Annotated in this window: 22 protein-coding genes and 1 tRNA gene; 19 read left to right on the top strand and 4 right to left on the bottom strand. The window is 61.4% G+C overall.

Translation table 11 applies throughout. The annotated features are described in order from the left end of the window. Positions 1 to 40: 40 nt before the first annotated feature. The 15 genes from JMV54_RS08630 (at position 41) to udk (ending at position 17,039) form a co-directional block, all read left to right on the top strand. Positions 41 to 1,027, top strand: a complete 987-nt coding sequence (locus JMV54_RS08630) for a permease (RefSeq protein ID WP_201518510.1) — start codon at positions 41 to 43, stop codon at positions 1,025 to 1,027. Further along, positions 1,020 to 1,763 carry a TIGR03943 family putative permease subunit gene (locus JMV54_RS08625; protein WP_201518509.1) on the top strand — a complete coding sequence of 248 codons (744 nt, stop codon included), beginning with the start codon at positions 1,020 to 1,022 and terminating at the stop codon, positions 1,761 to 1,763. Before JMV54_RS08630 ends, JMV54_RS08625 begins: the two co-directional genes overlap by 8 nt. Before the next feature lie 46 nt (positions 1,764 to 1,809). Continuing rightward, complete coding sequence (locus JMV54_RS08620; RefSeq protein WP_201518508.1) at positions 1,810 to 3,183, top strand: hypothetical protein; 1,374 nt, start codon at positions 1,810 to 1,812, stop codon at positions 3,181 to 3,183. 138 nt (positions 3,184 to 3,321) lie between these two features. Continuing rightward, positions 3,322 to 4,518 (top strand): acetate/propionate family kinase, encoded by a 1,197-nt coding sequence (locus tag JMV54_RS08615; RefSeq protein ID WP_201518507.1) that lies wholly within the window; start codon positions 3,322 to 3,324, stop codon positions 4,516 to 4,518. Positions 4,519 to 4,568: 50 nt separating this feature from the next. Then, positions 4,569 to 7,181: a DNA polymerase III subunit gamma and tau gene (locus tag JMV54_RS08610; RefSeq protein WP_201518506.1), complete on the top strand. Its 2,613-nt coding sequence runs from the start codon at positions 4,569 to 4,571 to the stop codon at positions 7,179 to 7,181. A gap of 2 nt (positions 7,182 to 7,183) precedes the next feature. Next, positions 7,184 to 7,783 (top strand): recombination mediator RecR, encoded by a 600-nt coding sequence (gene recR / locus JMV54_RS08605; protein ID WP_201518505.1) that lies wholly within the window; start codon positions 7,184 to 7,186, stop codon positions 7,781 to 7,783. 138 nt (positions 7,784 to 7,921) lie between these two features. Further along, entirely contained in the window at positions 7,922 to 8,224 is a 303-nt protein-coding gene (locus JMV54_RS08600) for a hypothetical protein (protein ID WP_201518504.1), read from the top strand. 113 nt (positions 8,225 to 8,337) lie between these two features. Beyond that, positions 8,338 to 9,888, top strand: a complete 1,551-nt coding sequence (locus tag JMV54_RS08595; RefSeq protein WP_201518503.1) for a hypothetical protein — start codon at positions 8,338 to 8,340, stop codon at positions 9,886 to 9,888. A 20-nt stretch (positions 9,889 to 9,908) separates the two neighbouring features. Next, a complete protein-coding gene (locus JMV54_RS08590) occupies positions 9,909 to 10,502 on the top strand; it encodes a hypothetical protein (RefSeq protein ID WP_201518502.1) in 594 nt (197 codons plus the stop codon). A gap of 226 nt (positions 10,503 to 10,728) precedes the next feature. Beyond that, positions 10,729 to 11,274, top strand: coding sequence for a hypothetical protein (locus JMV54_RS08585; RefSeq protein WP_201518501.1), 546 nt, complete (start codon positions 10,729 to 10,731; stop codon positions 11,272 to 11,274). Between the two features lie 212 nt (positions 11,275 to 11,486). Next, the gene (locus tag JMV54_RS08580; RefSeq protein ID WP_201518500.1) at positions 11,487 to 12,044 is read left to right on the top strand and encodes a hypothetical protein; all 558 of its coding nucleotides are present in this window, start codon (positions 11,487 to 11,489) and stop codon (positions 12,042 to 12,044) included. 199 nt (positions 12,045 to 12,243) lie between these two features. Next, positions 12,244 to 13,515 carry an aspartate kinase gene (locus JMV54_RS08575; RefSeq protein WP_201518499.1) on the top strand — a complete coding sequence of 424 codons (1,272 nt, stop codon included), beginning with the start codon at positions 12,244 to 12,246 and terminating at the stop codon, positions 13,513 to 13,515. Between the two features lie 32 nt (positions 13,516 to 13,547). Next, entirely contained in the window at positions 13,548 to 14,615 is a 1,068-nt protein-coding gene (locus tag JMV54_RS08570; RefSeq protein WP_201518498.1) for an aspartate-semialdehyde dehydrogenase, read from the top strand. A 168-nt stretch (positions 14,616 to 14,783) separates the two neighbouring features. Beyond that, complete coding sequence (locus tag JMV54_RS08565) at positions 14,784 to 16,277, top strand: malate:quinone oxidoreductase (RefSeq protein WP_201518497.1); 1,494 nt, start codon at positions 14,784 to 14,786, stop codon at positions 16,275 to 16,277. A gap of 123 nt (positions 16,278 to 16,400) precedes the next feature. Continuing rightward, positions 16,401 to 17,039, top strand: coding sequence for a uridine kinase (gene udk / locus JMV54_RS08560; protein WP_230972589.1), 639 nt, complete (start codon positions 16,401 to 16,403; stop codon positions 17,037 to 17,039). Here udk and JMV54_RS08555 read toward each other — a convergent pair. Beyond that, the gene (locus JMV54_RS08555; RefSeq protein WP_230972883.1) at positions 17,036 to 18,358 is read right to left on the bottom strand and encodes an APC family permease; all 1,323 of its coding nucleotides are present in this window, start codon (positions 18,356 to 18,358) and stop codon (positions 17,036 to 17,038) included. The genes udk and JMV54_RS08555 overlap by 4 nt on opposite strands. Positions 18,359 to 18,432: 74 nt before the next feature. On the opposite strand from JMV54_RS08555, the gene JMV54_RS08550 reads away from it, so the two are divergent. Both JMV54_RS08550 and JMV54_RS08545 read left to right on the top strand, forming a co-directional pair. Beyond that, entirely contained in the window at positions 18,433 to 19,029 is a 597-nt protein-coding gene (locus JMV54_RS08550; protein WP_201518496.1) for a thymidine kinase, read from the top strand. 83 nt (positions 19,030 to 19,112) lie between these two features. Further along, positions 19,113 to 19,664, top strand: coding sequence for an SRPBCC family protein (locus tag JMV54_RS08545; protein ID WP_201518495.1), 552 nt, complete (start codon positions 19,113 to 19,115; stop codon positions 19,662 to 19,664). Positions 19,665 to 19,999: 335 nt separating this feature from the next. On the opposite strand, the gene JMV54_RS08540 is transcribed toward JMV54_RS08545, so the two are convergent. From JMV54_RS08540 to JMV54_RS08530, 3 genes are all read right to left on the bottom strand, one after another. Beyond that, a tRNA-Pro gene (locus JMV54_RS08540) sits at positions 20,000 to 20,073 on the bottom strand. 26 nt (positions 20,074 to 20,099) lie between these two features. Beyond that, positions 20,100 to 21,029 (bottom strand): metallophosphoesterase, encoded by a 930-nt coding sequence (locus tag JMV54_RS08535; RefSeq protein WP_201518494.1) that lies wholly within the window; start codon positions 21,027 to 21,029, stop codon positions 20,100 to 20,102. Continuing rightward, entirely contained in the window at positions 21,016 to 23,604 is a 2,589-nt protein-coding gene (locus JMV54_RS08530) for a transglycosylase domain-containing protein (RefSeq protein WP_201518493.1), read from the bottom strand. The genes JMV54_RS08535 and JMV54_RS08530 overlap by 14 nt, the downstream gene beginning before the upstream one ends. 137 nt (positions 23,605 to 23,741) lie before the next feature. Here JMV54_RS08530 and JMV54_RS08525 point away from each other — a divergent pair, with 137 nt between their 5' ends. Both JMV54_RS08525 and JMV54_RS08520 read left to right on the top strand, forming a co-directional pair. Further along, on the top strand, positions 23,742 to 23,915 hold the full coding sequence (locus tag JMV54_RS08525; protein WP_201518492.1) for a Sp36 family protein: 174 nt from the start codon (positions 23,742 to 23,744) through the stop codon (positions 23,913 to 23,915). Beyond that, on the top strand, positions 23,912 to 24,373 hold the full coding sequence (locus tag JMV54_RS08520) for a RidA family protein (RefSeq protein WP_201518491.1): 462 nt from the start codon (positions 23,912 to 23,914) through the stop codon (positions 24,371 to 24,373). The genes JMV54_RS08525 and JMV54_RS08520 overlap by 4 nt, the downstream gene beginning before the upstream one ends. Positions 24,374 to 24,399 lie beyond the last annotated feature (26 nt).

Genomic DNA, 24,399 nt, shown 5'->3' with positions numbered 1-24,399 from the left:
CAGGTTTGCGGCTACGAATGTGTGGCTAAAATCGGCTCACATGGCTGGCCGCTTCTCGATCGCGCGCGTAACCGTGGTGTTGGCGCTGATCACGGCGCTCGTCGCGGTGCGGCTACTCACCCCCGAGAGCGCCTTCGCCGGCCTCGACGCCCTCACCCGCGATGCGATCACCCTTGGCATCAGCGTCTTCGTCGAGTCGTTCCCCTTCGTGGTGCTCGGCGTGATCGTGTCGACCATCGTCGCGGTGTGGCTGCCGCAGAACGTGCTCGAGCTCATCCTGCCGCGCAACCCGTGGCTGCGGCGCATGGTGATTAGCTGCTTCGGCGTGCTGTTGCCGGTGTGTGAGTGCGGCAATGTGCCGCTATCGCGCGGGTTGCTGCAGCGCGGATTTTCGGTGGGGGATGCGCTCACCTTCCTGTTGGCGGCGCCGATCCTCAACCCCGTCACCATCATCACCACCTATCAGGCGTTCGGTTTCGACGACGGCATCCTGCTCGGCCGCATCATCGGCGGTTTCGTGATCGCCAACCTCGTGGGGTGGCTGTTCGCGAGGCAGTCTGAGTCGACGCTCTTTCTCACGCCGGGGTTTGCGGCGAGCTGTCAGGCCGCGTCCCCGAGCCGCACGACGCGCTGGGGACGCAGCCTCGACCAGTTCGCCACCGAGATGACGGTGATGCTCCCGGCCCTCATGGTCGGCGCCGCGCTCGCCGCCGCGATCCAGACCGGGGTGTCGCGCAACCTCCTCATCGAACTCGGTGCCAACCCGATCTGGTCGGTGCTCGCACTGGCGGCTCTCGCCTTCGTGGTGTCGATTTGCTCGACCGTCGACGCCTTCTTCATCCTCTCGCTCAGCTCGCTCTTCCTACCCGGTGCTACCGTCACCTTCCTGGTGCTCGGCGCGATGATCGACATCAAGATGCTGGCGCTGCTGCGCACCACCTTCCGCGCCCGCACGCTCATCGTGGTGACGGCGGTGGTGGTGCTGGCATCGCTCGTGCTCGGATTCGGGGTGAACCTCATTGTCTAGCCGCTGGCGCCGCTGGTGGAGCGGCCTCGTACTCACCACGATCGCGACGATTGCGGTGCTGATGCTCGCCGCGCGCGGGAAGCTCGAGTACTACGTGCATCCCCGCTATGTCTGGTTTGAGATCGCCCTGGCGGCGATCGCCGGCGTGCTCGCGCTCGCGGCCCTGATCGCACCGGCAACCAGGCAACGCGACCACGGTCATGACGACCACGGCCATGACCACGGCCGCCCGCCGGGTTTCATCGCACAGCTCGGCGGCGTGATCATGGTGGCGGCCCTCGGCGCGACGCTACTGGCGCTGCCTCCGGCGGCCCTCTCATCCGCCACCGCCCAGCAGCGCAGCATCAACTCGAACATCCCCCTGCAAGACGAGGTGGTGTTCGCCAGCGGCGACGATAGCCTGCTCACCATCAAAGACTGGGCCGCGCTGCTGCGGCTGCAGGGCACCGATTTCTTCCTCGATCGCCAGCCGGTGCTCGAGGGCTTCGTGGTCGCCGACCCCGAGCGGGCGGATGTGTTCTATGTCAGCCGCTTTGTGGTCACCTGCTGTGCTGTGGATGCGCAGCCGGTGGGTGTGCCGGTGCGGCTACCGGGATGGGCTGGGGAATATCCCGTTGATAGCTGGGTGCGGGTGACCGGCGATTTCGTGCCGGCCGATGGCGCCCCCGAACCGGTGGTGGTTGAGCCCGAGTCGATTGAGAGGATCGAGCAGCCAGATGCGCCCTACCTCGAATAGCGCTCAGCGGCACGCGGCGGCGCAGACCGTGGCAGTGCGGGGTGAGATGGCTCAGGCCCAGGCCGACCGCCGCGCTGCCCGCGTCGGCATCCGTGCCACCGTCACGATCGCGCTGCTGGCACTGCTGGCCGCGATGCTCGGCGCGGTGTCGGCGGCGTGCGGGCCGCAGCTGCGCGATATCAGCATCGACCTCGCTGCCGCCAGCACATCCCCGCGACAGCGCCTGCTCATCCGCACCGACCAGCTGCTGGCGCCGGTAACCGAAGCCGATGTGCGCATCGAACCGACCGCTGCCGCTCAGGTGAGCGTCGTCGACAACACCGTCGTGGTCGAGTTCTCGCGGGCGCTCGCAAGCGGCACCGAATACCGGGTGAGCTTTGCGGCGGTGGGGGAGCGCACCGGGCACACCACCGAGATAAAGACCTCGTTCACCACACCACCGGCGGCACTCACGATGCTGCGCCGCGACGACAAGGGCTTCGACACCGTGGTGCAGGCCGAGATCGGCGCCGATGGTGCCGCCGAGCAGACGCTGCTGGCCGCCCCACGGCTGCAGGAGTACGCCGTGGCCGGCACGAAGGTCATCGCCGTCTCGCTCGATGCTGCCGGCCGCGGCACGCTCGTCGAGTCGACTGGTGCCGGCGGATTCCAGGCGCGGGCGGATGCGCCGAGGGCACAGCGGTATCGCACCCTGCGTGGCAATCTCGAGGGCACCGCGCTCGGCTTTGTGGCCGATGGCGGTAACGACGACGAGAATGGCCGGCTGTACCTCATCGACGCCGAAACCAATGAGCTGTTCGAGGTCGAGAACCTGGGCGGCACGCACTCGGCGGTGGTCGAGTGGTCGTTCGTGCCGGGCACGCGCGCGGTGCTGGTGCAGGCCGCGAATCGGCAGGTGACGCTCGTCGACCCGATCGGCGGACGGGTGCCGGTACCGCTTGGTGAATACGACACCATCCTGGGCTTTTTCGCCGACGAAACCAGCGTGCTGCTGCAGACCGCCAGCGAATTCACCCGCATCAACCTGCGCACCGGCGAGCGCACGCCCATCGAGGTGCCCGACGCGGTTGCCGACCCCGCGGCATCCGAGGGACAGCTGCTGCCGCTGACGAACGACCTGTATGTGCGGCAATTCCAGACCGTCGATAACGCTGCCGGTGTGCAGCGCACCCAGCTCTACCGGTTGAGCGCCAGCGATGCCACGCTGCTTGCCGCGCCAGAGGACGACTGGATTGGCAATGTGTGCCGCTCGCCGAACGCCGAGTTCCTGGCGCTGCTGCGGGTGCCCGACCACTCCTCGATCGACTCGTATCCGCTGCAGCCGGGGTTTATTGGCAGCCAGCTCGAGATTGTCCGCGTCGATGACGGTTCGAGCGTGGCGACTTTTGATGGGCTGCAGGCCAATTGGTGCGGTTGGTAAGGGCGCGTTGCCGGGGCGCCTGCCAACCCTGTTAACCGTTTACGAGCCGAGCGTGAACGCCAACTAGGCTGAAAGACGCCGTAATTGAAGTCCATCCGCATGTCTGTCGATATTCCCTAACCGAAAGCCACCCAGGTCATGAGTGTTGTTCTCGTAGTCAACTCGGGCTCGTCGTCGCTGAAATATCAGCTCATCGACATGTCGGATGAAACCAAGCTTGCTTCCGGCAAGGTTGAGCGCATCGGTGAGTCGATGGGCATTGTGACCCACCGCACGGCGGATGATCGCCACGAAACTGAAACTCCGGTTGCCGATCACGACGCCGCGTTTGAACAGATGCTGCGCGGTTTTGCCGAGTACGGCCCCTCGCTTGACGAGGTTCCGCCCGCGGTGGTCGGTCACCGCATCGTGCAGGGCGCGCGCCGTTTTTTTGGCCCGACGCTCATCGATGACCGCGTCGAGACCGATATTGAAGAGCTCATCCCGCTGGCACCGCTCCACAACGCCGCCAATCTGGCCGGTATCCGCAGCGCGCGACGGCTGTTTGCCGACACCCCGCATGTGGCCGTTTTTGACACCGCTTTCCACACCACGATGCCGGATGCGACCAGTCTTTATGCCATCGATCGAGAGGTGGCCGATAAATACCGCATCCGCAAATATGGTGCCCACGGCACGAGCCACAAATATGTTGCCGAGCAGGCTGCCGCATATCTCGGGCAGCCGCTTACAGAGCTGCGCATCGTCGTGCTCCATATCGGTAACGGTGCCTCGGCCTGCGCGGTCGAGGGTGGCAAATCGGTCGACACCTCAATGGGGATGACGCCGCTGGAGGGGCTCGTGATGGGCACCCGCTCGGGCAATATTGATCCCGCGGTGCTGTTCCACCTGCATCGCAAGGCCGGCTACACGGTTGATGAGCTCGACACGCTGCTCAATCGGCGCTCGGGGCTGCTCGGGCTGACCGGCACGAACGATATGCGCGATATTGTGGCGCGGGTTGAGGCCGGTGATGAGCGAGCCAGGGTGGGGCTCGACGTATATGTGCAGCGCCTGCGGCACTATCTCGGTGCCTACCTGGTGCAGCTCGGTGGTGGCGATGTCATTGTCTGGACCGCTGGCGTCGGCGAAAACTCGGCCGAGGTGCGCCGCCGCACCTGCGAGCGGCTGGAATGGCTGGGCGTTGAGCTCAACCTTGAAAAAAATGCTGCCGCCGGCGGTGACGAGATCCGGGAGATTTCGACGGCGCGCTCGCGGGTGCGGGTGCTGGTGATCCCCACCAACGAAGAGCTCGAAATTGCTCGCCAGGCGCTTGCCACGGTGGGAGGCGAGTAGTGCCTGGCTGGCGGCGGCTGCTCAGCTGCGCACCGCCTAGGATATGAGGCATGGTCGCAGCTCTCTACCGCCGGTATCGGCCCGAGAATTTCGCCGAGATGATCGGTCAGCAGCAGGTCACCGAACCGCTGATGACCGCGCTGCGAACCGGGCGCATCAACCACGCCTACCTGTTTTCGGGGCCGCGCGGCTGCGGTAAAACCTCATCGGCCCGCATCCTCGCGCGCTGTTTGAACTGCGCGCAGGGCCCCACTCCGATGCCCTGCGGCGAATGTGATTCGTGCCGCGAACTTGGGCGTGATGGCGGCGGATCGCTCGACGTCATCGAAATTGACGCGGCCAGCCACGGTGGTGTGGATGACGCCCGCGAATTGCGCGAACGCGCGGTAACCGCGCCGGCCCGCGACCGCTACAAAATTTTTATTATCGACGAGGCCCACATGGTGACCTCGCAGGGGTTCAACGCGCTGCTCAAGGTGGTGGAGGAACCGCCCGAGCAGGTGCTGTTTATTTTTGCGACGACCGAACCCGAAAAAGTGATCGGCACCATCCGTTCGCGAACGCATCACTACCCGTTCCGGTTGATCGCGCCGGCGACCATGCTCGCCTATCTCGGTGAGATCTGTGAGCACGAAAATGTGGCCGCCGAATCGGGCGTGCTGCCGCTGGTGGTGCGTGCGGGTGGCGGTTCGGCGCGTGACACGCTTTCGCTGCTCGACCAGCTGATCGCCGGCACCGAGGGCAGCCAGATGCAGTACGAGATGGCTTCGCAGCTGCTCGGATTCACCGCATCCGGGCTGCTGGATGCGACGATCACGGCGTTCGCCGATGGTGACGCCGCCGAAGCCTACGGCGCAATTGATGATGTGATTCAGTCGGGTCAAGATCCGCGCCGCTTCGTTGAAGACCTGCTCGAACGGGTGCGCGATCTGATTGTTGCCAAGGCCACCGGCGATAGTGCCGGTTCGGTGCTGCGCGGTGTGTCGGATGCCGATCTCAATCGGTTGCGTGACTCAGCGGCCCGGTTCCAGCCCGCACAGCTGAGTGCAATTGCGGATGCGGTGAACGTGACGCTGACCGAGATGGTCGGGGTGACAGCGCCGCGCCTGCAGCTTGAGCTCATGGTGGCGCGCATCCTGGTGGCACTGCGGGCACGCTTTGCTGATGCCGAGGGCGATGCCGACGTGACGTTGGAGCCCGGCGCGGGATCAAGCGGCCGGGTGGCGGCCGCATCCCGCGAGACGAGCAAGCCCGCAGCCGCACCGCAGCAGCGCGGTGATGGGGCGGCGCCGGCAGCTGCCGCGCCGCAAGCTGAGTCGACGCAGCAGAGTGGGTCAGCACAGCAGGGTGGGGCCGTGCAGCCGCCACAGCCCGCGCCGGCGCAGTCGAGTGAGCCCGCGCGCAAGCCGGCGCCCGCCGAGCCGGCGCCGAAGCTGAACGCCGCCGAGCAGGCGACTTCGGCCTGGGCGGCTGCAGCCACGCCGACAGACACCGCACCCGGCGAAACCTCGCCGCAACAAAACCGACCCACCGAGAGCTCACCACAGGAGTCGACCGATGGCTCGACCCAGCCGACCGCATCCGGTTCACCCGCCGATGTGGATCTGCGCCGCGTGCGTGATGCCTGGCCCGATGTGCTCGAGCGGGTGCTCGAAACCGCGGGGCGTTCGGCGTGGGCCGTTGTCGAACGGGTTGAACCGGTGGCGTGGCAGGGTAACTCGCTGCGGGTAGAGGTGCCCAACCGTGGCCTGTTTGAGCAATTCAAACGTAAGGATGCCAGCGGGATGGCGCCGGGTCACCACCTGAAAGCGGCGCTGAGCCAGACATTTGGTTTTGAGGTGCTCATCTATCCGCGCGTGCTTGCCGATGGAGCACCCCGTCACGACGGGCCCGCCGGTGATAGCTCCGCGGCCGGTCGCGATGATGCGGAGGGCGACCGATCTCGGCCGGTAGCTGAGGGTGCATCCCCGAGCCCGGCACCCGCGTCGAAGCAGCCAGCAAAAGCGCCCCCACGGCAGGCGCCAGAAACGCGGTCCGGTGCGATCACCTGGGATGTGGCCGAAATCCCGTCGGGTGCCGCCGAAGACGGCCCCGGTTCGGGGTGGGATGGCCTGGCTGCCGCAGACGATGGCTCGGCAGCCGAGGCGCCGGTGGCGGAGTCTGGTGCCGAGACTCCCGCACAGAACCCCGCCGAGCCTGCCGTTGTGCCTGCGGGTGAGCCTGTCGCCGAAGCTGAACAGGAGACCGGGCCGGTAGCTGAACCGGAGGCCGAACCGGCAGCTGAACCGACGGCCGAGGAACGCATCCCCGAAGTCATCGCCGCCCGCGAGGCGATCGAAATGGAACGTGCCACCGAACCGCAGGCGCCGGTGATTCCGCCGCCGGCATCCCCCACGTGGGAGGTTGCCGAACTCGGCGGCGAGACCGAGCCGACACCCGAGCCCGAACCCGAAGTCGAGCCCGAGCCGGAGCGCCACCGACACCCGGCGCAGGCCGACCGCTACGGTGAATCGGTAGTTCGCGAATTGCTCAGCGCCCGATTCGTGGGTGAAGAAGCACTGCCCGAGTCGTCACCGTTCGGAGCGGGACCGGCGGCAGCCCCCGACGGGCCCAGCGACGCGGATGCGCCGGATGATTTTGAAGCACCACCTGAGGAGCGATAGTCGTGTACGAGGGCATCGTCCAAGATCTCATTGATGAACTCGGTCGGCTGCCCGGTGTGGGGCCGAAGTCGGCGCAGCGCATCGCTTTTCACATCGTGCAGACCCAAAACTTTGATGTATCGCGGCTGGCAAACGTGCTGTTGCAGGTGCGCGACCGAGTCAAGTTCTGCCAGGTGTGCGGCAATGTTGCCGAGTCAGAACTGTGTCAGCTGTGTGGCGACCCCGACCGCGACCCGAGCTTGATTTGCGTCGTCGAAGAGCCAAAAGATGTGGCTGCGATCGAACGCACCGGTGAGTTCAATGGGCGCTATCACGTGCTGGGTGGCGCAATTTCGCCGATCGACGGTATTGGCCCCGACCAGCTCAATATCCGCTCGCTGATGCCGCGGCTCGAATCGGGGGAGGTGGCCGAGGTGATTATTGCCACCGACCCGAACCTCGAGGGCGACGCCACCGCCAGCTATCTTTCGCGGCTGCTGGTGTCGATGGGTGTGAAAACCTCGCGGTTAGCGTCGGGGCTGCCGGTGGGTGGCGATCTCGAATACGCCGACGAAATTACACTCGGACGAGCCTTTGCGGGCCGCCGCATCATCGGCCAATAGCGCGACTAGCCGTTTTGAGCCATACCTTGACGCACTGCAACGCAGCGAACTTCGACCGCATATTGCGGCGAGACTCTCGCGTGTAGTTAGATTCCCCTGAGTCACAGTTCGCAGTCTTTTCGTAAAGGGTGACAGAATATGGCCGACCTATCGATTTCTGAAGCCGAGCTTCTTGGCACCAGCCGAGTCGTTGGCGATACGGGTGCCGAACTCTCTGGTGCGCGGTTTGCGAGTTGTAGCGAAGCCGAAGCGCTGGCGATGCCTGGTGGGAACGAAACTGATCTTGAAGCGGTCACAATTGAGCTGGAGCGATTTATCCGCACTCTGGCCGAGCGATCTGAAGAGGCAAGTGATGCTTGCCATCGTGCCGCTACCGATTTTGCCGACGCTGATATTGACTATGCCGAAATCTTCAACACGATCCGAACGGGGCAGCCATGACCACTTGGGCTGATCTGCGGCGTTGGAGTGATGCGCCGCTTGAAGATGCGTTCCAGGAAGCGAAGCACCTGCAGGCCAAGCTCGAGGGCGCCGGTGATGATCTCCACAAAGCCATGAAGGGTGTCACCAGTGAGGGTCACACCGCAGATGCGTTACGGGGTGCGCTCTACTCGCTGACCCACGATGCGGACGTCGCCGAGTCTGCATTGACACGGCTCATGCAAGCGCTCAATACCGCCGCAGAGTCGGTTGAGCAGATCGCGCTCGAGGTGGAGGCGACTGATGCACGCATCACCGCGAACTATTTGGTGATCGATGAGATTGGCACCGTTTCGATTAGCCAGTACGCTCGTGATGCGCTCAGTGCCTCGGCACCCACAGACCACGACGTAATGACCCAGAGTGGTCACCCCTACATAGTTGCAGGTGTCACACTTCCCATTCTGCAATCCGATGTAGATCGCATCCTGGCCGCGGCACGTGAGACTCGCCAGACATTGAAGCGCGACCTCGCCACGGTCGTAAGAATCTGCAGTGACCGCACTGTCGACGCTGAAGCTTCGGGAACGAGTGACTCACCTGTCTCGCGGCGTGATGTTGAACAATGGGCGAACAGGGATCCTGCAGCCGTTCGAGCGGCGTGGGAGTCGCTCAGCAAGTCGCAGCAAGATCAGCTGCTCGACAATTACCCAGATCTCATCGGAAATCTAGCTGGCATTCCATTCACAGTCCGAAAACTTGCTAACGATCAGAACATGCAGGCTTTTGTTGATGAAGCCTCTCAGCAGCTGAAGGAGGTCGATGCAGAAATCGCACAAATTAAGGATGATGCAGCTTCCAAGCAGACGAAAGACCCGTCCGGCACAGTCTGGCTACCTCGCTCTGTTCCGGTTTACACACCGGAACAGCAGAATCGGTTATTCGAATTGGAGCGCGCCCGCGAGGATCTGCTTGCCCAGCGCGGAGCTGCCGAGCGACTGCTGGCAGGCGACGGTGCTGTAAAGTTCGACCCCGCCAATGACAGCATCATCGCCGTGAACGGTGATCTCACCAAGAATCCTGACATTGTGATTAGCTACGCTCCCGGAACTGACACAGATTTCGGAAGCTTCGCTAACGGAATTACCGACTTTCCACAGGCAATTGTGGAATGGCTCGAGCGAGCTGATGAATCGGCTCTGGAGTTCACCGTCAAGGACGGACAGTGGTCCACCTGGGGTGGCGAGGGTGCCAATTGGTCGTCAGCTGAAATGGCAGAACGCGGAGCGAAAGTATTCGAGTTCCAAAAACTCATCCAGATGGAGGACTATGCGGGTGATGTCACTACCGTGGCTAAAGGGCATAGCGCCGGTGTAACGAAGCTTACGGCAGCTGAGGCGCAGGGCATGGTGGTTGACAAAATGATTTCTGAGGCTGGGTCATACTTGCACCGTGATTGGATACCAAACCCAGGAACAGACTATACACATATACAATATGAGAACGATGGAATCAATTTTCTTGACAATTTCACACGAACTCCGCACGATAGCGATGCATTTGAGAATATAACCCTCGAACTGCCCGACGAAGACGGTGGGCCTGGAGGGCATAGGCGAATCGCTCAGGGTTCAGAAGCTAATATGCCTGGAATTCGAGCTACCGTTCGGCAGCTTAAAGACTGAATGATGATAGGGCCTCCTTCGTGCTTGTGAAAAATGCCTCTCCAAAATTTCTATTGCCCGTAATTGCACCCCTGTTGGCAGTAGTTTTGCTCGTGGGTTGTGTGAACTCCGCTCATGATTCGCTCCGAGCCAGGCAAGTCGATGATCCGTCTCAGATGAAAGTAAGATCCATTGAGATTCAACAAGCGATCGCTGATATGATCCCCGATCGGTATACACACGCGAACGATCTTGCGGGGCCGTATGATGAGGATCAGAAAGCAAGTCTTCTCAAGTGCAAGCCGATTCTTTCGAGTGATTACTGGAATTTGGAGGATGAGGGGGAGGGAGTGCAGTACGCGGGTGGTTTCGCAGTTCGGTTGGATGAAGGTGCGCCGGCTGAAGATATTGTCGATCAAGTCTATACCGAAATCGTCGACTCGCCTAAGATTGGTATTGATAGACGATCGATACCAGGTAGTTTAACATCTGACACTATACTTTATACGACCGATGGTTATCAGGTCTCCGTTGGTTACTTTCTATCCAAGAAAGGTGGCCAATACCTCGTTGATGTTTATGTCTGGAGTCCTTGTTTTATCCCGGAAACCATGCCGCCGAGCCGTAAAATCTAGAGGTAGTTTTGGCAGTTGTGGATTGTTGGCGAGATGTGCTTGCTTGCTATTTGGTGTCGCGTAATGGTGAACAGTATAGATACTGTGAGTGTGGGCATTCGCGGTAAGTCGTACGAGAGACCGGGAATTGTTGCGACAGTTGACGAGATCAAAGACTAAACCCATGCCCCATCCGACGAATCTTCCATCGCCCCGGCCCGCGCAAGGTTTCAGAAAACTGGTACTCATGGCGCCACTGCTGGTCGCTCTACTGACCGGCTGCGATAGCACTGCGCGCCCTCCAGCGGCGACCACGCCGATCGCTGACGCCTACGACATGAAAGACCGCTCACTGGAAATCCAGCGACAAATCGCCGACCTTTTCCCCAAGGAGTACACCACCAAGAACGAACTCAAGGGCCCAGATGGAAACTTCAAAATGACTCTTCTCAAATGCAAGCCAATTCTTTCCGATGAGTACTGGAAATCAGAAGACAACAACGAAGGGGTTCAGTACACAGGGTATTTTGTGGTGCGACTCGACGAGGGGGCACCTGTCGCGGAAATTGTTGATCAAATCTATCAAGACATCATCCACTCGCCAGATATCGAACTCGTAGAAGACCTCATCCCCGACAATCCCACCGAAGACGTCACCCTCTACACAGCCGACGGGTACGAGATCATGCTGAGTTACGTGCTCCCAGAAAAACGCAACAGGTACGATGTCGGCGTTGATGTCTGGAGCCCCTGCTTCATCCCGGAAACCATGCCACCCAGCCACGAAATCTAGAGGACCGTTTCGGAAGTTGTGGAATGTTTACGAGATGCGCTTTGCTGCCATTTGATGTTGCGCAATGACAACGGCCACAGATGCTGTGAGTATGGGCATTCGTGGTCAGCCGTACGAGAGGCTGGGAATTAGTGTCACCGTTGAAGAGAGCGAGGACTGAGACTGTGCATTGCTATACGAACCTTTCGCCGCGGCGATCGGTGCGAGGGGCAGTGATGTTGGTATTCCTGGTGGCGCTAATGTCGGTGCTGCTCGCGGGTTGTGGGGGTGCTCATGCTCCAGTTGTGACCGCGTCGGTTGCGGATGCACATGAGGTGAAGGCTCGATCGCAACAAATTCAGCGGCAGATTGCTGAACTTTTCCCCGCGGAGTACACGACCAAGAACGAACTTGACGGGCCGGATGAGAGCTTCGAGCGACTTCTGCTGAAATGCAAGCCGATTCTTTCCGACGACTATTGGAACTCAGAAGACAAGCAGGAGGGTGTTCAATACACGGGGTCGTTCGCGGTGCGACTTGATGAGGGGGCACCGGTTGCGTCCATTGTTGATCAAATTTATCAAGACATTATTCATTCGCCGGACATCGATATCGTAGAAGAGTTTATCCCCGAGAATCCCACCGAAGACGACACCCTGTATACAGCCGACGGGTACGAGATCATGCTGAGTTACGTACTCCCAGAAAATCGCAACAGATACAGTGTCAGCGTTTACGTCTGGAGCCCCTGCTTCATCCCAGAAACCATGCCGCCGAGCCGCAAAATCTAGTTAAAGAGTTGCGATGTGATCGTCTCGACCGGCTAACCGTCTCGTGGCTAGCAAGCTGTAGCGACGCGGCTTGCACGGCGCCCGCTGTGTGTAGGTGTTCGAGTGGCAGACCCCTGCGGGCCGCCGCATCATCGGCCAATAGCGCGACTAGAATTGCTGCAGGCACGCAATGCCGTGCGCCGTGACGAAGGGGAGATACGTGGCTCTGATTGTGCAGAAGTACGGTGGCTCATCGGTTGCCGACGCTGACAGCATCCGCCGTGTCGCAAAACGAATTGTCGACACCAAGCGGGCTGGGAACGAGGTAGTTGTCACCGTCTCGGCGATGGGCGACACGACCGACGAACTCATCGACCTCGCCCACGAAATCACCCCCATTCCCGACCCCCGCGAGTTCGACATGCTCGTCACCACCGGCGAACGCGTGTCGATGGCGCTGCTGGCGATGGCCATCAAATCAATGGGGTACGACGCCCGCTCGTACACCGGCAGCCAGGCCGGCATGATCACCACCGCCGCCCACGGTGACGCTCGTATCGTCGACGTCACCCCGGTGCGCGTGCGCGAAGCGCTCGATGAGGGTGCGATCGCGATCGTTGCGGGTTTTCAGGGATTCAACCGCGACACTCGCGACATCACCACCCTCGGCCGCGGCGGCTCAGACACCACCGCAGTGGCGCTCGCTGCCGCGCTGGGAGCGGACAAGTGCGAGATTTACACTGACGTCGACGGTATTTTTACCGCCGACCCGCGCCTGGTGCCGTTGGCCCACAAAATCGATGCGATTTCGAGCGAAGAGATGCTCGAACTGGCCGGATCGGGCGCCAAAGTTGTGCACATTCGCGCCGTCGAATACGCCCGCCGGCAGGGAATGACGCTGGTGGTGCGGTCATCCTTTTCAAACGACCCCGGCACGATCATCTACGACGCCGAATCGGCAGAGGAGTACAACGTGGAAAATGCAATGATCACTGGTGTGGCGCACGACCTCAGCCAGGCAAAAATTACCGTTGTCGGCGTGCCCGATGTGCCCGGATCGGCAGCCAAGCTGTTCGGCATCGTCGCCGAGCAGGGCGCCAACATCGACATGATCGTGCAGAACGTACAAACCCAAAACGACGGCGTCACCGACATTTCGTTCACAATGCCGCAGGTGATGGCAGACGCGGTGCTCACCGCGCTGCACAACGCCGAAGCCGAGCTCGGGTATGAGTCGATCCGCTTCGACGACCAGATTGGCAAGGTGTCGCTCGTTGGTTCGGGGATGCGCACCAACATTGGTGTTTCGGCGACCCTATTCGACGCCCTCAGCAAAGCCGGCATCAATATCGACATGATTTCGACCAGTGAGATTCGCATCTCGATCATTGTTCGCGCCGATGTGGTGCCCGAAGCAACCCGGGCCATCCACAGTGCATTCGGCCTCGACGGCGAATCGGAAGCGGTCGTCTACGCTGGCACCGGACGCTAGCGGTTGCGGCGACTGAATCTCGAGGAGGAAACGTGACCAAGAAGTTCACCATTGCCGTGGTCGGCGCCACCGGACAGGTGGGTGGTGTGATGCTCAACCTGCTGGCCGAACGCAATCTGCCGGTGAGCACGCTGCGCTTGTTTGCGTCAGAACGTTCTGCCGGCAAGCAGATTGAGTTTGCTGGCGAGACGATCACCGTTGAGGATGTGGCCACCGCCGACCTCAGCGGGATTGATGTGGCGCTCTTCTCGGCCGGTGGGGCCACCTCGCGCGCCCAGGCTGAGCGCTTTGCCGCAGCGGGCGCCGTGGTCATCGACAACTCATCGGCCTGGCGACTCGACCCGGACGTGCCGCTGGTGGTGAGCGAGGTCAACCCCGAAGACCTGCGCAACCGTCCCAAAGGCATCATTGCCAACCCCAACTGCACCACTATGGCCGCCATGCCGGTGCTGAAAGTGCTGCACGACGAGGCTGGCCTGAAGCGCCTGATTGTTTCGACCTTCCAGGCGGTTTCAGGTTCTGGGCTCGCCGGTGCCAAAGAACTCTCTAGTCAGGTGATGGCTGCCGCCGAGCAGGGCGAGGATGCGCTGCTCGGGCTCGTTCACGACGGTAATGCCATCAAATTCCCCGAACCGGTGAAATACGTGCATCCGATCGCGTTTAACGTGGTGGCGCAGGCCGGCGACTTTGTGGATGACGGCAGCGGCGAAACCGACGAAGAACAAAAACTGCGCAACGAGTCGCGCAAAATCTTGCACATCCCCGACCTGCTCGTGAGCGGCACCTGCGTGCGCGTACCGGTGTTCACCGGCCACTCGCTCAGCATCCACGCCGAATTTGAGCGCGATATCACTCCCGAGCAGGCCACCGAGCTGCTCTCGCAGGCGCCGGGAGTGGCGCTCGCCGACGTGCCCAGCCCGCAGCTGGCCGCCGGTATCGACCCGAGTATCGTCGGCCGTATCCGCCGCGACCAGGCGGCCCCCGAAGGCAAAGGACTGGTGCTGTTCATCTCGAACGACAATCTGCGTAAGGGCGCGGCGCTCAACACCGTGCAGCTTGCCGAGCTCGTGCTCGATGAGCTCGCCGGCGCCGACCGCTAACGGCACGCGCTAAAGCCAGCGTGGCAGCGCATCCGGTCACCTTAATTGGTCGGATGCGCTGCCGGCTTGCTTGTATGCATCCCATATTGAATTTGGTGCTTATCACAGCGTTTTCATGAAAGCTGTTCATTTTTCGGTGATCTAAGGTTTCGGGCGTAGACTGGAGACATGTCGAACCCGAAGATCTACGACGCCGTACTCATCGGTGGCGGCATTATGTCGGCCACCCTTGCATCGCTCATCCAGCAGCTCGAACCCAGCTGGTCGATCAAGATTATTGAGCGCCTCGATGATGTCGCTCAAGAATCGTCGAACCCCTGGAACAACGCCGGTACCGGTCACTCGGCACTGTGCGAGCTGAACTACACCCCCGAAAAAAACGGGAAGCTCAACGTCACCAAGGCAATTGCCATCAACGAGCAGTTCCAGGTATCACGCCAATACTGGACCTCGCTGCTCGAGCAGGGTCTGCTGAAAGACACAGCCGAGTTCATCAACCCGGTTCCGCACATGACCTTCGTGCGTGGCGAAGAAAACGTCGAATTCCTCCGTCGCCGCTACGAGGCGCTCAAGGATGAACCGCTGTTCGCCACCATGGAGTTCAGCGACGACCCGGCCAAGATTTTTGAATGGGCACCAACCCTGGTGGTTGGCCGCGACAAGAGCGAACCCATCGCCGCCACCTACGTCAAACAGGGAAGCGACGTCGACTTCGGTGCGCTCACCCGTAAGCTCATCCAGTCGAGCATCGACAATGGCGCCGTTGTGCGCCTCGGCACCGAGGTGATCGACCTGCGCCGCCGCCCCGACGGTATCTGGCAGATCGCAACCCGCGTGCGTTCGGGAGCAAACCGCGGCCGCAAGAACGTGACCCAGGCTCGCTTCGTATTCGTCGGGGCCGGTGGTGGCGCACTACCGCTGCTGCAGAAGTCGGGCATCCCCGAAGTCAACGGCTACGGCGGCTTCCCGATCTCGGGTGTGTTCCTGCGCACCGACAACCCCGCCGTTGTCGCCCAGCACCAGGCAAAGGTGTACGGCAAGGCCTCGGTGGGTGCGCCGCCGATGTCGGTGCCGCACCTCGACACCCGCGTGGTCGACGGCAAGAAGTCGCTCATGTTTGGCCCCTACGCCGGGTTCAACACGAAGTACCTCAAAAACGGCACGCTGTTCGACTTTTTCAGCACGCTGCGCCTCGGTAACATCCCCACCTACATCTCGGCCGGGCTTAAGAACCTCGACCTCGTGGTGTACCTCGTTAAAGAGGTTTTCGCCTCGAAGAAGAAGCGCTTCGAACAGCTGCAGCAGTTCTACCCCGAAGCCAAGATGGAAGACTGGCGCCTCATCACCGCTGGCCAGCGCGTGCAGGTGATGAAGCGCGGCCCCGAAGGCAAGGGTGGCGTGCTCGAGATGGGCACCGAGGTTGTGGCCCACTCGGACGGTTCAATCGCTGGTCTGCTCGGTGCTTCACCGGGTGCATCGGTTGCCGTGCCCGTGATGATCGACCTGCTGCAGAAGTGCTTCCCCGAGCAGTACCGCGGTTGGGAACCCAAGCTGAAGGAACTTATCCCCAGCCTTGGTGAAGACCTCAACGCCAGCAGCGATGAGGCCGACAAATCACAGAACACGACTGCTGACGCGCTCGGCCTCGACAAGGTTTCGTAGTCGATTACCAGCCAGCAAAGCTAACCGGATGCGCCGTTTGCCCTCGGGCGGCGGCGCATCCGTTTTACTATCGAATGATGGCGGATGAACGGGTACATTCCGCAACGACGAAAGTGAGTAGCCGTGACGTATGTGGTGGGAATTGCCGGCGGTACCGGAAGTGGCAAAACTGAACTCACCCGCATCCTGCACAGCAAATTTGCACCCGATGCGAGCCGGATGACGCACGACAACTACTACCGCCGCCAAGACAACCTCAGCTACGAAGAACGCTGCCAGGTCAACTACGACCACCCGGATGCGTTCGACAATGACCTGCTGGTTGAGCACCTCGACCAGCTGCTTGCCGGCAATCCGATCGACTCACCGCGATACGACTTCGCCAACCACAACCGCGCCGACGAAGTCGAACGAGTCGAGCCCGCGCCGGTGCTATTCATCGAGGGGCTGCTGCTATTCGCCGACCCGCGCCTGCGCGACCGGTGCCAGCTAAAAATCTATGTCGACACCGACGCCGATGTGCGCATCCTGCGGCGTGCAAAACGTGATGTGATCGAGCGCGGACGCACCTTTGAATCAGTGGAACGGCAGTATCTCGCCACGGTGAAACCAATGCACGAGCAATTTGTTGAAGCCACCAAGCAGTACGCCGACATCATCATCCCCGAAGGCGCGCACAATCTCGCCGCTATCGAAATCGTCGCCGGCGGGCTGGCAAATATGATCGCGCAAAAAACACAGCCGCAGCTGCCGCTGCTCTAGTTTTGTGCGCCGCGTGAGGCGTCATTTCGGGCACGCCGCAACTCGGCGATACCGCGCACCAAAAACCCAGCCCCGAACATCGCAATACCGCCGAGCAGCGACTGCCAGGGGAGCGTAAACACCAGCAGCGCACACAGCACCATCCCCAGCACCTGCATCCAGCGCGGATAGCGACGATTTTCCGACTGCTGCGTGAACGCCGCCAGGTTGGCAACGAAATAGTAGGTCAGTACCCCGGCCGAAGAAAATCCGATGACCTCGCGCACATCACCCACCAAAATAAGCAACGCAACCACCACACCGAGCGCGATCGTGGCGATATGCGGCACCCCAAATTTTGGATGCACCGCAGCCAGCGCCGGCGGCAGGTCATGATTGCGGGCCATCGCCAACGCCGTACGAGTGACGCCGGCAATCCCCGCGAGCAGCGCACCCAGCGCGGCGATAGCGGCCGTAATACGCACCAGCACGGCCGCCCAGGGAACCGTACCCGCCGCATCCGCTGCATCCGCCAGGGGAGCATCACTCACCGCGATACCACCGGCGCCGAGCTTGGCGAGCAGTGTCAGCGCAACGATGGCATAGATCGCACCAACCACGAGCAGCGTGGTGATAATTGCGCGCGGAATATTCCGCTGCGGATCCCGCACCTCCTCACCGAGCGTGGCGATGCGGGCATAGCCGGCGAACGCAAAAAACAACAGGCCCGCCGACTGCAGCACGCCATACCAACCGGATGCGGTGCTCAGGCGGGTGCCAAGGCCCGTGAACATGGCTTGGAAACCCGTGGGTGCGTTGGGGCCGGTCGACAGCCACGCGGCCACCAGCACGACGGCAAGACCGGTGAGCACCAGCGCCACGATGATGCGAGCTGCCTGCGCGGTGCGGGTGACGCCCACAAGGTTCAGTGCCACCATCACCACGAGCGCTGCCAGCGCGACGGGTTTCAGCCAGGCTGCGGGGGCCGCATAGGCCGCGACCGTGAGCGCCATAGCAGCCGCCGAAGCTGACTTACCGACGACGAACCCCCATCCGGCCATAAATCCCCACCACTCGCCGAGCCGTTCGCGCCCGTAAATATACGAACCGCCCGAGGTGGGATACTGGGCGGCCAATTGCGCGGTCGAAGTGGCATTGCAGGCGGCCACCACAAACGCGATCAACAGGCCCACCAGCAGCGCCGAACCGGTGGCTGCGGCAGCCGGGCCAAACGCCGAAAACAAGCCGGCGCCGATCATTGACGAAAGGCCGATCGCGATGGCGCCGCCGAGCGTCAACTCGCGGCGAAGGCTCGGGTTTGACTGAGTGGGTGCGGTCACGGCGCCATGTTAACCAAACGAAGCGACTAGCATCGAAACTCGGTTGCCAATAACAAGCCGAGAGGAAAAATCGCGTGGCCAAGCTGTACTTCCGCTACGGGGCGATGAACTCGGGCAAATCAACCATGCTGCTACAGACCGCTTTCAACTATGAAGAGCGCGGTCACCGGGTGTTGCTGGCCAAGCCCGAGATCGACACCAAGGGCGCCAACCAGGTGTCATCGCGACTGGGCATGTCACGCGAGGTTGATCTGCTGCTGAGTGGCGACGATCATCCCCGCGATGAATTCGCGCGCTGCAATGCCGAGGGAACGGTATCGTGCCTGCTGGTCGACGAGGCGCAGTTTCTCAGCGAAGCGCAGATCGACGAGCTGTTTCAGATCGCCGTGCTCGATGATGTGCCGGTGCTGTGCTACGGCATCCGCACCGACTTTCAAACGGCCGCGTTTCCGGGTTCGCGGCGGCTGCTCGAGATTGCGCACTCGATTGAAGAGCTAAAAACCATTTGCCGGTGTGGGCGCAAGGCGATTTTTAATGGGCGCCGAATCGATGACCGGTTCGTGTTCGACGGCGACCAGGTGGCCATTGACGGTAATTCGGTGACCTACGAATCGATGTGCGGTCGCTGCTATCTGCTCGAATCGGGCGGCAGGCTGGCAAGTCACCTTTAATTTTGGCCGTGATTCACGCGGATGCGGTGGAATAGTCGCATGTCACGCATATCGGGTGCGTGGCCCGGTGAGGGGAGTGGCAAATGGTTGAAGGCTTCGAGCGCGTGAGCGCCGAGAACGTGACAATTGAGGGGCGCACCCTCACGGTGGGGCGCCTGATTCATGCGCCCGCAGAGGACATCTTTGCGCTGCTGGCCGACCCGAATCAGCAGGTGGAAGCCGACGGGATGGACATGGTGCGCGGGCCAGTGGCTGGAACCGAACCGGTGACGAAGGTCGACGACGTGTTCACGATGAATATGTACTCCGAAAAAATGGGTGGCGACTACCAGATGGACAACCACGTCACTCGTTTTGAAGCCGACCGCGCTATCGGGTGGATGCCGGCGCGTCCAGGCAGCGAACCACACGGCGTGCAGTGGACCTGGGTGCTCGAACCCGAGAGCGACGACAGCACCTATGTGTCGCTGGTGTACGACTGGGATGCGGTTACGAACGAGAAGATGCTCGCTGGGAAGTTTCCGCCGTTCCCGGTTGATGCATATCTCGAGTCGCTGCATGCGCTTGCTGACGCGGTGGAAGACTCGGACGACTGGGATGGCGAAGACGACGCGTTTGACGCGCTCGACGACTAGCGCCGTGCTGCCCGGGGGCCGGGCTCGCCCGCCCCGCGCCGCATCCCTTCTGGCTCGGGCCCCCGCCCCGCGCCCGCCCGCCCCTTCCGGCAAGTGACCCTCTAACTACGAAGTGACCCTGTTACAGCAGGGTCATTTGCTGGTAACAGGGTCATTTGGTGGAGGTGCCGGGTTTGGTGGAGGTGCCGGGTTTGGTGGAGGTGCCGGGTTGGGCGCGAGGCGGGGATGCGGGTGCGATGCGGGGATGCAGGTGCGGGGTTGAGTGCAGGCGCGCGGGCAGCAAAAAAGCGCGCGGGCAGCAAAAAGGAGCCACCTCGCGGTGGCTCCTTGCTCAGTCGGGGTGACAGGATTTGAACCTGCGACCTCGTCGTCCCGAACGACGCGCGCTACCAAACTGCGCCACACCCCGTGATGCCTCGAACGGCAACTGAACCACTATATCGCATCCTGTGCCTGCAGTGTGATCAACGACGCCTCCGGGGCACAGAAGGTGCGCACCGGTGCATAAATTGAGGTGCCCAATCCACGCGAAACATGCAGCGGCACACCGCGCCAATCATTGAGCCCGCCGGCATATTCCGGCGGCAGATCACAGTTCGACACAATCGCGCGACCTCCGGGCAAACACACCTGGCCACCGTGCGTGTGTCCGGCGAGCATCAGCGCCATACCGTCGAGCCCGGCGTATGCATCCAGGATGCGCTGGTAGGGGGCGTGCACGAGCCCCAGCACAATATCGGTTGGATGCGCTGGCAGCTCAGTGAAGTGCTCAAGCGCCGTGGCGAGGCGGTCGCGTTTGATGTGGGGATCATCCACCCCGATCGCACGAATCCGATGCCCGGCCGCGGTGACCTCGACCGCGGTGTTGGTGAGGTCATGCCAACCGAATTGATCGAATAGCAGCCAGCGCAGTTCATCCGTGTTGAGTTTCGGCTGTGTCGCGGGTTTGCGCTCGCCCGGGAATATATAGGTGAGCGGATTTTTCAGCACCGGTTCGTAGTAGTCGTTTGACCCGAACACCGAGATTCCTGGCACGTCACGGAAAGGTGCCAGTATTTCAACCAGCTCGGAGAATGCATCCCGATGGCCGTAATTGTCACCGGTGAGCACGACCAGATCGGGTGCGAGATCGGCGAGCTGTCGCACAAAACGGATCTTTTTTCGCTGCCCGGGGGCCAGATGAAAATCGGCCAGGTGCAGGATGCGCAGTGGTTCCGACCCTGCCGGCAGCGCTGGAATCTGATAGTTGCGCAGCACGAAGCGGCGGCGCTCAATACCCGCGGCCCACCCGGTAATGGCGAGGCCGCCACCAAAGATGGCGGCGGCCCCAATGCCGAGTGGACGGATGATCTTATTGACCGACATAGATGGTGATCTTCGCATCCTTTGTGAGCATCGACCCGGCGGGTGGGTCGGTGCGAGTGACCTTACCCGGCTGACCATTGCGGTCGGTGGCCTGGTACCAGTTGTTACCGCCGTTCACAAAGCCAGCGCTGCGGAGCGCCGACTGTGCTTCGTCGAGCGTCATACCGGTGACGTCTGGCATGGAATGGTCGCCGGTCGAGGGCTGTTGCCGCTGGTTGGGTTTGCGGCCGTTCGAGGGCGAAATTGTCACTTCGCTGCCCTTCGGGACGCTGGTGTTGGCGGCGGGGCTGGTTTTTGCCACCGTGTTCGCAGGCTGGCTGGAATCAACCGAGCTGCCAACAGAGACCGCGAATCCGGCCTCTTCGAGCGCCGTGGTGGCGGCCTCGATGCTCATACCGGTGACGTCGGGAACATTCGCCTTCGGGGTCTGCAGCGCCTCGGGGTTTGGTTCGGGCCAGTCTTCCGCGCCGTATTTCGGGATGGCGTAGGCGAGAATGTCGTGCGCGATGTAGTGACGGGCCTGCGTGCCACTCACGCCATTGAAACCAACGTTGTAGAGCGAAACCCAGTCGTAGTGCTTGTCGCCCGCATCATCGGTGTACATGTACTGCTTATCGGTGTTGCCAACCCACACCGCCAGTGAGATCCCGGTGCTGGACATGATGCTCCAGGTGTCGCGGGCGTTGTCGGTGGTACCTGTCTTACCGATGAGCGGGCCCATACCCGGGTTCGATGCGGTACTGAAGCCCGAGGTGGTCACCTGCTTGAGCACGTAGTTAACGGCGTTAGCGACGTCCTTGCTGATGACCTGTTTACACTTCGATTCGGGCGGGTCGATCTCAGTGCCGTCGCGGAGCGAAATCGATTCGATGGCCACTGGCGAGCATGACTCACCCTGGTTCGCGAAACCGGCGTAGGCCGTGGCCATCGACATCGGTGCGATTTCGTTGGTGCCGAGAATATCCGAGGGGTAAGAGCTGCTTTCTTGGCCGTCGGCGCGGTGTGCACCGAGATCGACAGCAATATCGCGCGTCACACACTGGTCGAGCTGCTCGGCCATTGCCGCATAGGCGGTGTTAATCGACTGTGTCGTGGCTTGAACGGCCGTTACCGTGCCAAAACTCTGGTTGCCGTCGTTGTTCACATCCCAGCCGCCGCCATAGGGCGCATCCTTACCGCAGGAATCTTGGAATTTCGACTGGTCAAAAACACGATTTCGCGCGTTCACGGTTTCGTTCACCGAGTGCCCGGATTGAATCCAGTTGGCGAGTGTGAAGACCTTATAGGTTGACCCCGCTGGGAAGCCTCCCGACTGGCCGTACTTCTTGTCGGCGTTGTAGTTCACCGAGGTGGCGTTCGGGTTTTTGGCGGCTTCGCTGGTTTCGTCAAAGTCTTTGTTTTGGGCCATGGCCAGGATGCGGCCGGTTCCCGGCTCGACCGCAGACACTGCGGCCCCGAGTTTCATATAGTCGACCGATTTCGGCACATACTGGTTGAGCACATTCGTGACCTGATCCTGCAGCTCGAGGTCGAGCGTGGTGTGGATCTGGTAGCCCTTCGACTGGAAGTTAAACAGTCGCTCTTCATAAGTCGCACCGAAGGCGGGGTCGTTTTCGATGACCTTGCGCACATAGTCACAGAAGAACTGCGTGTTGTTTGTTGCGTTCATGCAGCCGTGACGGGCGGGTGTGATCTTCGGTTCGATCGCGGAGTCGCGAGCCTGTTCGTACTCGTCCTTTTTGATCTTGCCTTCTTCATACATGCGGCGAAGCACATAGTTGCGGCGGTCGGTTGCAGCCGGGATGTTTTCTTCGTCGTCGATGCGGAAAGCGTTGGGTTCCTGCACCATGCCACCGATCAGCGCGGCTTCGGCCAGGGTCAGATCTTTCGCGGGCTTACCGAAGTAGTACTGGGCCGCCGACTCGACACCGTAGATCTGGCCACCGAAAAGTGCGATGTTCAGATACCCCTCGAGGATCTGGTCTTTTGAGTACTGCTTCTCAACACCGATGGCCAGGCGCATCTCCTGCAGCTTACGGCCAGCCGACCGTTCGGTCGCTTCGTTGAACGCCTGCTGGCGCTCCACTGGGTCGAGGATTGCTTCGGCTGCCTGCACGCGCTGGTTACGCACGTACTGCATCGTGATGGTCGATGCACCGCTACCGCTATCGCTCACAACCGACTCGAGCACCGCACGCGTCGCCGACATCACATCCACACCACCGTGCTCATAAAAGCGCGGGTCTTCGGTGGCGATGACCGCATCCTGTAGGTAGGGCGACATCTGGTCGAGCGGAACCTCAACGCGGTTCTGTGAGTAGAACTCGGCGATCTTCTCTTCCTTGTCGCCACGCTTCGCGTACAGCTCAGTTTTTTGCTGCAGCGGCGTGATTTCAAGGTAGTCGGGAAGCGATTCGAACAACGTGATCGTAGAGTTCGCGGTCACACCAGCGACGGCCAGAATTGGCGTCATCATCGCGGCCACGAGTACACCGGCGATCCCGCTCATGCCGAGCAGCCCAAGCACTGAGGCAAGGACATTGCGCTTCGGCGCAGTTGATGAGTTGGAAGGCATGACCTCTAGAGTAGTGGGGAACCGGTGTTTCGGACAGAAATCTTTGCTATCTCCATCCAGAGGCTGGCCAGCGAAGGCCCAGTTTGGGTGTCGTGAACCGCTGTAAAGACCGCGTCCACCAGCAGAAAAGGAATGACATGCAGAAGTGGGAGTACTTCATCACACCGCTGCCGCTGCACACTCCCGGAGCGATCCTCAATAACTGGGGAGCCAAGGGCTGGGAGCTCGTGCAGATCATCGTGAACGAGCAGGGAGGCACTGTCGCCTACCTGAAGCGTCCGCTAAGTGACGAGAGTGAGCAAAACGCATGAGCAAGATCGAAACCCGTCTCGCCGAACTCGGCATGGAGCTTCCCCAGGTAGCCGCTCCAGTTGCCGCCTATGTGCCGGCGATCGCAAAAAACGGCCGCGCCATCACATCCGGCCAGCTACCGTTCGTTGCCGGGCAACTGCCGGCAACCGGCAAGCTCGGTGCTGAAATTTCGCTCGAGCAAGCACAGGAATTTGCCGCCACCTCGGTGCTCAACGCGCTCGCTGCCATCAAAGCGGAAATCGGTGATCTCGACCGCATTACCCGCGTGGTGAAAGTGGTGGTGTTTGTCGCATCCGACCCGCAGTTCATCCAGCAGCCACTGGTGGCGAACGGTGCCAGCGAACTGCTCGGCAAAATTTTTGGTGATCGCGGCCAGCATGTACGTTCGGCCGTCGGCGTGGCGGTGCTGCCACTGGATGCGCCGGTCGAGCTCGAGCTCGAGGTCGACTACCACTAGAGCTTGCGTCGTCAAAGAATTAGCTC

The sequence above is a fragment of the Gulosibacter hominis genome, from assembly GCF_904842695.1.
Taxonomy (GTDB): Bacteria; Actinomycetota; Actinomycetes; order Actinomycetales; family Microbacteriaceae; genus Gulosibacter; species Gulosibacter hominis.
Note: the sequence above shows the minus strand (reverse complement) of the source record. Positions and strands in the feature narration are given on the sequence as shown.

Bases quoted from the DNA above. Each gene is read 5' to 3' on its own strand.
- JMV54_RS08525 (WP_201518492.1), top strand. From the start codon at position 23,742: ATGCAGAAGTGGGAGTACTTCATCACACCGCTGCCGCTGCACACTCCC.
- JMV54_RS08630 (WP_201518510.1), top strand. From the start codon at position 41: ATGGCTGGCCGCTTCTCGATCGCGCGCGTAACCGTGGTGTTGGCGCTG.
- JMV54_RS08535 (WP_201518494.1), bottom strand. From the start codon at position 21,029: ATGTCGGTCAATAAGATCATCCGTCCACTCGGCATTGGGGCCGCCGCC.
- JMV54_RS08520 (WP_201518491.1), top strand. From the start codon at position 23,912: ATGAGCAAGATCGAAACCCGTCTCGCCGAACTCGGCATGGAGCTTCCC.
- JMV54_RS08610 (WP_201518506.1), top strand. From the start codon at position 4,569: ATGGTCGCAGCTCTCTACCGCCGGTATCGGCCCGAGAATTTCGCCGAG.
- JMV54_RS08600 (WP_201518504.1), top strand. From the start codon at position 7,922: ATGGCCGACCTATCGATTTCTGAAGCCGAGCTTCTTGGCACCAGCCGA.
- JMV54_RS08530 (WP_201518493.1), bottom strand. From the start codon at position 23,604: ATGCCTTCCAACTCATCAACTGCGCCGAAGCGCAATGTCCTTGCCTCA.
- JMV54_RS08545 (WP_201518495.1), top strand. From the start codon at position 19,113: ATGGTTGAAGGCTTCGAGCGCGTGAGCGCCGAGAACGTGACAATTGAG.
- JMV54_RS08595 (WP_201518503.1), top strand. From the start codon at position 8,338: ATGAAGGGTGTCACCAGTGAGGGTCACACCGCAGATGCGTTACGGGGT.
- JMV54_RS08565 (WP_201518497.1), top strand. From the start codon at position 14,784: ATGTCGAACCCGAAGATCTACGACGCCGTACTCATCGGTGGCGGCATT.
- JMV54_RS08615 (WP_201518507.1), top strand. From the start codon at position 3,322: ATGAGTGTTGTTCTCGTAGTCAACTCGGGCTCGTCGTCGCTGAAATAT.
- JMV54_RS08585 (WP_201518501.1), top strand. From the start codon at position 10,729: ATGGCGCCACTGCTGGTCGCTCTACTGACCGGCTGCGATAGCACTGCG.
- JMV54_RS08620 (WP_201518508.1), top strand. From the start codon at position 1,810: ATGGCTCAGGCCCAGGCCGACCGCCGCGCTGCCCGCGTCGGCATCCGT.